A 6383-nucleotide genomic window follows, 5' to 3' on the forward strand; every position below is an offset into this window, starting at 1 on the left:
CGAACTCAAAGCTTACTTAACAGCAGCCATCAGTAGTGCTATAGTTAAAATCATCTGTCACAAGGAGCCGCTATGAGTTACGAACATATTTTATTGGTCACCGACTTAATGTCCGATGCTGATGTGGTCGCCCAAAAGGCCAAACGTATCGTCGAGAATCGTCCTAACGCCAAGTTATCGGTATTACATATCGTCAAAGATACCATGGTTGGCTTTGGCTATGAGCTGGTGCCAGCCTCCAGCTTATACGATGAGATTGACGATGAACGCTGTCAGGAGGCGCGTGCCAAACTGGCACAGTTTTTGGAGCGTAATGATCTACATGCGGTGAATTCTGAAGTGACCACTGCCATCTCTAACAGTGAAGGCATCGTCAACTATTGTCACAAGCATGATGTTGATTTACTAGTCATCGGTCGTCATGAACGCCATGGTATCGCCGCTTGGCTCAGTGGCGCGACGGCAGATAATATCTTGCCTAACGTCCCATGCGATAGCTTGGTCGTAAGACTGGATAAACCCGTTAATAAGTAGTTTAAGAAAAGACTTAACCTCGTTTCCAAGTTAGTTAAAACTATTAAAAAAGCTCATTAAAAATAGCGCATTGTATAACTTTGCGCTTTTTTACTACTCATTGAAATAGTAGATATTCTCGCTAATACCTCTATATTTGTCACTAAAATTAATCTTCTGTCAAAATATCAATAAAGCTTTGCCAAATCGGGCTTTGATGGCGGGCTTTATGCCACACTAGCCACCAAGTCCGTGACAAATCGATGCCTCCGACTTTCACCTGTACCAACGCTCCTGCTGTCAGCTCTGCCTGAATGACATGCTGTGATAAACAACCAAGACCAATATCTGCACTCACCATATGCTTAATAGCTTCCGACTGCTGAATCGCCATCACAATCTCCGCATCAGGCAAATGCTTCAGCAGCTGCTCATCGATAATTTGCCGTGTACCTGACCCTGCCTCTCGTACCAATAGCGGCAGCTTTGCCAGTTGTGCAATGCTAAGCTCGTAGCAATTATCCGCATCATTATACGCTGCCATGTCTGTCAACCATTTGCTATCGCGCTTGGTAAAGATCATCAAGGTATCTGTCCGCCACGCACGCTGCTCAATCACCTTCATATCTGTGGGGCGTGGCATTCCCTCTACGAGCGCAATATCAATATTTAATTGCTCAACTTCGCTGACCACTTCTTGAGTATTAGCGATATACATATCGATATGGGCGTCGGGTAGCGCCGCATATAGCTTGGCAAGCAGCGGCGGCAGCACATAATTACCAATCGTGGTACTGGCACCGATATGAATCTGCCCTGCTTGATGCTTATGATAATGCTCTAGAGTTACAGCCTGCCCCAAGATGGCTTGTGCCTGTATATAAATAGGATGGGCGTTGGGGTGCTGATTAAGCCTACGCCCGACGCGCTCAAACAATGGCATTTGTAGCCTTGCTTCTAATTCTGTCAGCGCACTACTGACGGCCGACTGCGATAAATGCAGCGCTTCACTGGCACGGCTGGTACTACCCGTTTGATAAATACTGACAAACACTGATAATTGCTTGAAGGTAATCTTTGGCAATACCTGCATGGCTTTTTTCATAATTTCTCTGACACCTATCTTATTGATACAATCTAAAAACCACCTGTTATTTTAAAAACCCTTTATTATCTAAAAAACCATCTTTTTAGCCCAAAGACTTTTATCAACCTAAAAAATCGATAGTTTTTATCTAATTAATCTGTTTTTATTATAGATTGGTCTGCCTTATAATGTCTATTCATAAGCTTATGCTTATTTCGATTATAGATAATACATAATAGGACAGTCAGTCATGTACGCCTTGACCCAATCAGTAAATAACTATCTCCCGCGCAGCCGCCATTTAGCAGGGCTTATTGTCGTGCTGATTGGCAGCTTATTTTGTTTGTGGCTCAATACTAGTGTCAACACATGGACAAATGGACGTATCGTTGGCTTGTCTTCTCTCACTTTAGCCATTCTCATTGGTATGGTATTGGGCAATACTGTCTATCCCAGCCTTGCTGAGCGATTAAGTGTCGGCGTGGCATTTGCCAAAGGTCAAATATTGCGCCTCGCCATCATGTTTTATGGCTTTAAGCTGACCTTAACGCAAGTATCAAGTGTCGGACTGTCTGCGGTGATGAGCGATGCGTTGGTATTGACATCGACCTTTTTACTCACCTATTGGATAGGTACCCGATGGTTAAAAGTCGATAAACAAACGACGCTATTAATTGGGTCAGGCGCAAGCATTTGCGGTGCCGCCGCGGTTATTGCCACCGAGCCTGTGGTCAAAGCAGAAGCACACAAAGTCACTATTGCCGTGGCGACAGTGGTGGTCTTTGGTACGGTTGCGATGTTGCTCTATCCGTTTTTATACCATCTTGGTTGGTTGCAACCTTGGCTAAATGCTCAGCAGTACGGGATTTATACGGGTTCCACCATTCATGAAGTGGCGCAAGTCGTCGTCGCTGGTAACGCAGTCAGTCCCGAAGTGGGTGACACAGCGGTTGTCACCAAGATGATACGCGTCATGATGCTTGCCCCTTTTTTACTTATTTTATCGTTTGCCTTAACCAAAGGTAGCAGCGACAATGGCAAAAAACCATCGTTTATGAATCGCATTCAACAAGTCAAAGTGCCTTGGTTTGCCTTTATATTCATTGCCATCGTTTTACTACATACTTGGGTGCCGATGACCGCAAGCTTTGAGCGTAGTATGGTGATGCTAGACGATGTGCTGCTCACCATGGCGATGTTTGCGCTTGGTCTAACCACGCATTTGGGCGCTATTAAACAAGCTGGCGTTAAACCTCTTATCTTGGGGGCGATTATGTTTGCTTGGTTGATCGTTGGCGGTGGATTGATTAATATTGGTATCAGTTTTTTATAAGACGCTCATTCCTATGATAGCTTGTCCACTATAAGTTTATGCAGAATCAACGAAGCCTACGACTATTAACATAGTAAGTAGGCTTTTTTATAAGTAATCTACACCAAATTTTAGACGAAAAAAAACGAACCCGAAGGTTCGCTTTTTTTTCATCTTGCTCTAAGTGTCTATAAAGACAAATTAGATAGCAACGATGTTATGGGCTTGTGGGCCTTTTTGACCTTGAGTTACAGTGAACTCAACTTCTTGGCCTTCAGCTAAAGTTTTGAAGCCTGAACCAGTGATTTCGCTGTAATGAGCAAAAACGTCTGCGCCAGTTTCTGGAGCGATAAAACCAAAGCCTTTAGCTTCGTTGAACCACTTAACTGTACCTTTTTGAACGTCTGACATAATATAATCCTACTTTTAAATTTATTAATGGCCTAGTGACCGATAACGCTTGCAAATAGCTACTGAACGATAAATATTAAAACGAAGGATTATAACTAATACTACGAGGTAATGATTTGGTGCAGAACTGCTCTTAAGCTTGGACGTATTATAGGGGGAACATCCTGATTTCGCAAGTCTTATCTTAGCTTTCATGTAACTAAAGCCTATTTCTTACGATTTTTGACCTCAAAATCAACGCATTTTAGGCATTTGGCAAACGGAATAAATAGACCGCTACCCCAGTACAGACCACGGCTACCAGCCATGCCATCCATATCATATCGGCGGGAATATTAAAAAATAACATCGTTGTTGAAATAGTCATCATTATTGTCGCTAACCACTTAGCATAGAGTGGCACCGCATGATTATTTTCCCAATCGCGGACAAATTTCCCAAAGTATTTATGATTGATCAGCCAAAAATGAAAGCGCCGCGAACTACGTGCCCAGCAACCTGCTGCTAATAATATAAAAGGCGCAGTCGGCATGACTGGCAGTAATACACCGATAATCCCCAATACAAAAAATAGCCAACCCAGTATGACAAACGTCCAACGCACCGTTGGGCTGTTATGCTGATTGGTTTTGGGTCGATAATAAAAAGCTTTTTTGTGTTGGCTCATAAAAATACTGTCATTGAATGATATGGAGAGGCTAATATTCGATAAAGGTTAGACAGCTAGATTGTTAAACCAGATAATCATTTATAGAACTGCCTACTATATAGGTAGCTAAGCATGCAATATCACTCAAAATGGTACAAGGCTATTTGTACGAGGTTTTTGCTATCAATAGGTATGTTTGGTTAGTGGTTGGGTAAGTGAGCTCACCACCTTTGACTGAATTTTTAGCAATAAAAAACCGCTCATAGCTAGACTATGAACGGTTTTATCGTTAAAGATACTATCCTAATTTAGTTATTTCGCTATCAACCCTATCTCGCGTGCTTCTTTTAACCAGTTTGGGAACTCCTCCAGCATATTCTCATAAAGCGCTTCTTCGCTGATATCATCTAAGTCATCTAATTCAAAGAAGTCGCAATTATCAATCACGCGCCCTTCCATGTCGTCTAGCTTTTTTAGGATGCCATAACCACGACCACCCAAGCCCACGAACTGCCAAAATATCGGCAGTTTCGCGGCTTCCGTCATGACTCTCGTGATACCGCGATTGTCATTCACCCCGCCATCACTGATAAATAGCACGTAAACAGGCACATCCAAGCCGTCCTTTTGATAAAACTCCGTCACGGCTTTCATGACTTCGGCTTCATTGTTGATGCGCGGGCCAAGTGCCCATTTGCGCCAGCCGCCATAAGCATTATCAATGAAATCGTCATAATTGCTCAACCCAATCTCACCCAAATACTGTGGGTCTCGGGCAAACGCCCAGCAGTCTAGCGCTTGGTCGTCATCGAAGCTCACTGCTAATGGCAATAGGCGGTTGACCACCTCTTGCACACGGCCTTGTTTATACTGTCTGTTCATTGAGCCTGAGGCATCTAACACCAGTGCTACTTTTGCCGTTAACTGCTGCAATTGGCGCTTCTCAAGCGATATCGTGGCTTTTTTGGCCAGATTGACCAGTTTTGGGGCTTTGTCTAGTATGACCTTCTCGAGCGATGGTTTTGTTTGCACTGGCGTTACGGTCGGATCGAGTACTTGCGGGCTACTCTCTTCTACATCACCACCGAAATGCTGCACGATGGCTGCCAGTCCACCATTAAAGCCTTGTGCGACATTAGATACTCGCCAAACGCCACTCTTACGATAAAGCTGCATCAGCATACTGGCTTGCTGCTGGGCAAAGTCTGCTGCTTGATACTCTGCCTGTGCTTTCTGTGACTGCTGCCAAATGCCAATCTCTAATGACTGAATTTGATTAAGCGGCGTGTCGGCTGATAACACAAAAAACAAGCTGTCTATATTAGTAGCCAGTTTAGATAAATTGACTTCAAACTCAGCTTGGATGCCTTTATTCGCCGTTGGCTGCGACTCGTAATGGGTGAGCTTGATTTGCTCGCACGGTGAGGTTGGCTGATTATAGAACACCATGTAATCATCATTGATCAGTTTGCCCGCTGCGTCTAAGGCAAAGCAGCTGATGTCCATCTCTATTGGACTTTGACGAGTGAACTTGAGCGTGATGGGTGCGGTATCGTCAATAGCAAGGTTGCTTAGAGGCGCGCGTTGTCCGACGGTGAGATGGTTCATGGTGTTCCTTACGTTAGCGTATTATTCATTTAAAGATAATAGACTAATTACTGATGTTAAAAAACTGTAGAAAATATAATGAAATAACAATCTATTTTCTTCAAAATAATTTAAACATCAATGCGATACTGCATATAATCATAGATGCAGAGTAGCTTCCTATACTCCGTGGACATATTATTTTTATTAGCTAAAAGATACTCCTTAACATCTTCAAGAATAATATTATTATTCAATACAGACCAATATAAAGCTCTTTGCTTTCTACTTTTTACTATACTATCGTCATTAATTATACTATCTATATCCTTATGCCTACTGTGACAGCTGCTTTCGGTTGTCAATGATTCACTTAACTCTAATACCTTTTCCTTTTGTCTCGCTTACAAAACACCATCACTATCTATTGTTGAGTTTATATATTTAAACCCAAATATAGGAAACCATTCCGACTTACTTATACTATGCTTATCTACTAATTCAAGAATCTGCTCATTAGATTCATCTATAATGTCAAAATAGTTAGACATAAGCTCTGCTTTGTTATGAAACTCATATCTAATAGTTTTCTTAGATCCTATAGCTAAAATTTTATCACTATTCTTTAAGCCTTCTAAATCTTCTGTAATTTGCACTTGGATACTACCACCTGCATTAATCTCTTTGACGATATTTTGAACTTTCCTTATATCCATAGCAGATACTGGTAAATTTAGCTTGGAAATAGCCTTATAAATAGCTTCATAATTATCTGTTTTCAGCTTATTAATTCTTATTAGATTAGGGCGTGTTGAACATTCATA

General features: G+C 42.1%; 6 protein-coding genes and 1 pseudogene. 2 read left to right on the top strand and 5 right to left on the bottom strand.

Going from position 1 to position 6383, the window contains the following annotated elements; translation table 11 throughout:
- The first annotated feature begins 72 nt into the window (after positions 1 to 72).
- Positions 73 to 534: a universal stress protein gene (locus tag B2575_RS06035; RefSeq protein WP_045453475.1), complete on the top strand. Its 462-nt coding sequence runs from the start codon at positions 73 to 75 to the stop codon at positions 532 to 534.
- Between the two features lie 148 nt (positions 535 to 682).
- On the opposite strand, the gene B2575_RS06040 is transcribed toward B2575_RS06035, so the two are convergent.
- Positions 683 to 1618, bottom strand: coding sequence for a LysR substrate-binding domain-containing protein (locus tag B2575_RS06040; protein ID WP_296240559.1), 936 nt, complete (start codon positions 1616 to 1618; stop codon positions 683 to 685).
- Positions 1619 to 1850: 232 nt separating this feature from the next.
- Here B2575_RS06040 and B2575_RS06045 point away from each other — a divergent pair, with 232 nt between their 5' ends.
- The gene (locus B2575_RS06045) at positions 1851 to 2933 is read left to right on the top strand and encodes a YeiH family protein (protein ID WP_296240560.1); all 1083 of its coding nucleotides are present in this window, start codon (positions 1851 to 1853) and stop codon (positions 2931 to 2933) included.
- 180 nt (positions 2934 to 3113) lie between these two features.
- On the opposite strand, the gene B2575_RS06050 is transcribed toward B2575_RS06045, so the two are convergent.
- The 4 genes and pseudogenes from B2575_RS06050 to B2575_RS06065 form a co-directional block, all read right to left on the bottom strand.
- Positions 3114 to 3323: a cold-shock protein gene (locus tag B2575_RS06050; RefSeq protein ID WP_045453470.1), complete on the bottom strand. Its 210-nt coding sequence runs from the start codon at positions 3321 to 3323 to the stop codon at positions 3114 to 3116.
- A gap of 244 nt (positions 3324 to 3567) precedes the next feature.
- Complete coding sequence (locus B2575_RS06055) at positions 3568 to 3990, bottom strand: YbaN family protein (RefSeq protein WP_087813547.1); 423 nt, start codon at positions 3988 to 3990, stop codon at positions 3568 to 3570.
- A 294-nt stretch (positions 3991 to 4284) separates the two neighbouring features.
- The gene (locus tag B2575_RS06060) at positions 4285 to 5580 is read right to left on the bottom strand and encodes a VWA domain-containing protein (RefSeq protein ID WP_296240561.1); all 1296 of its coding nucleotides are present in this window, start codon (positions 5578 to 5580) and stop codon (positions 4285 to 4287) included.
- 383 nt (positions 5581 to 5963) lie between these two features.
- Positions 5964 to 6383 (bottom strand): annotated as a pseudogene (locus B2575_RS06065) (SIR2 family protein); the annotation flags it as partial.

The organism is Psychrobacter sp. UBA6739 (genome assembly GCF_002453835.1).
GTDB lineage: Bacteria > Pseudomonadota > Gammaproteobacteria > Pseudomonadales > Moraxellaceae > Psychrobacter > Psychrobacter immobilis_A.